Below are 2,113 nucleotides of genomic sequence, written 5' to 3' on the forward strand. Positions count from 1 at the left end.
TCCCCGTCGCAAATTAGTTTTGCCTACTTATCCATTTCAAAGAGAAAGATATTGGATTGAAGAAGAGAAAAATGATCGCCCAGTCGATCGAAAACAACTGTCGTCAACTTATGAATCACTGCATCCTCTAATCGATCGTCGATTACATTTAGCAGGATTAGAAAACCAAATTCGGTTTGAGTGCATACTCAGTGCAGATCGACCAACTTATTTAAAAGATCATTATGTTTTTTCTCAACCTATTTTTCCAGCCGCAGGCTATCTAGAAATAGTTTTAGCAGCAGGAGCAACTTTATTCAACTCAGCAAGTTTAATCTTAGAAGATGTTGCGCTCCAACAAGCACTGATTTTATCAGATGAGATCGTTACTGTTCAGGTCATTTTAACTCCTCAAACAGATCTAACATATAGCTTCCAAATTTTTAGCTTGGATCTAGACGAGCAAAGTTCATCACCACAATGGACGCTCCATGTACGCGGAAAATTACTAGCAGGCGATAAAGATACTCAACCAGAGACAACGGATTTAGCAACCCTAAAAGCTAATTATACTCAGCAGATATCGCCGCAAGACTTTTACCAAGATTTTAAAGATAGAGGTATCGACTATGGTTCGAGTTTCCAAGCCGTTCGACAACTGTGGCGCAATGGTGAAAAAGCTCTAGGTCAAATTCAGTTGCCAGAAATATTAGTAACAGAATCAACCAAATATCAACTCCATCCCGTGTTGTTGGATGCGAGTTTCCAGGTATTAGCAGCAGCCTTAGATCTAACTGAAAATCGAGATATCTACTTACCAATCGCGATCGAACGGCTCAAGTTTTATCGTACTGTGCCTCATCAGCTTTGGACTGAAGTAGAGATTGGTAAACCAACAGCTCATCCACAAACATTGACAGGGGAAATTCGGTTATTGAACGAGCAGGGACTAGTCGTAGCAGAAATAGAAGGTTTAACCCTATTCCGCACTTCTCCCCAAGCTCTTGTAAAAACGATCGAACCAGACATCGATAATTGGTTATATCAAGTTCATTGGCAACCACAAGCTGCGACACCTCACATCCAGTTAATTCAGCCAACTAATCCAGGTAGCTGGCTGCTATTTGCCCCGTCTACAGAAATCGGACAGGATTTAGTGGAATCCTTAAATCAACAGGGTCAGCAGCCGATTTTGGTCACACCAGGCGCGGATTATCAGCAGCTAGCACCCCAACATTATCAAGTTGATCCGATCGATGGTAGTGACTTCCTGCGTCTATTAACAGAAAGTTTAGAGCATCAACCGCCATTATGCGGCATCGTGCACCTGTGGAGTTTGTCAGAAACACTCGCACCACCACAATCGGCGCAGGAACTCCAAACAGCTCAAGAATTAGGTTGTGCTAGCGTCCTTCACCTCATTCAAGCTTTAGGAGCAAGTCAAAATCTAGCAATTCCGCAACTATGGCTAGTGACTCAAGGTACCCAGTCTGTGGGGAATGAATCCCTTCCCACCCAATTTCAACAAGCACCGTTATGGGGATTGGGTGGGGTAATTGCTTTGGAACAGCCACAATTGCAATGCCGACGAATAGATTTAGATCCTAACGTCACAGTTGCCCCAGCAATGTCAGTACTATTACCAGAATTGTTGTCTTCCGATGTGGAAGATCGCATTGCTTATCGCCAAGGGGTGCGCCATCTTGCCCGATTAGTCAGACACCAAGAAATTCCCACACTGATGGGGAAATTGCCAATACCTCGCCAACCCTTCCAGTTGAAGCTGTCAGCCTATGGGATGTTAGACAATCTCAGCCTCCAACCGCTGCAAAGTCGTCCTCCTGGTGGGCAAGAAGTAGAAATTCAAGTGCGTGCGGTAGGCTTAAATTTCCGCGATGTTCTCAATACGTTAGGGGTGCTTAAAGATTATTATGCCGAACACATGGGCATCGCCAGTGCCGAGCAACTCACTTTTGGCTTTGAGTGTGCTGGCACGATTGTCGCTGTTGGCGCAGGAGTTGCTCACTTGCAGGTAGGCGATGAAGTAATGGCAACGATGTTAACTGATGCTTTCAGTAGCTTTATCACCACCAGAGCCGAGTTTGTCGTGCCTCAGCCGTCACAAATCAGCTCA

Annotated in this window: 1 protein-coding gene; it reads left to right on the forward strand. The window is 44.7% G+C overall.

The features are described 5' to 3' along the window. Positions 1-19 precede the first annotated feature (19 nt). Positions 20-2,113 (forward strand): polyketide synthase dehydratase domain-containing protein (locus tag RMO27_RS02610; RefSeq protein WP_309728783.1); only part of this gene is annotated, 2,094 nt, incomplete at its 3' end.

The sequence above is a fragment of the Chamaesiphon sp. OTE_75_metabat_556 genome (assembly GCF_031378165.1).
Lineage (GTDB): Bacteria > Cyanobacteriota > Cyanobacteriia > Cyanobacteriales > Chamaesiphonaceae > Chamaesiphon.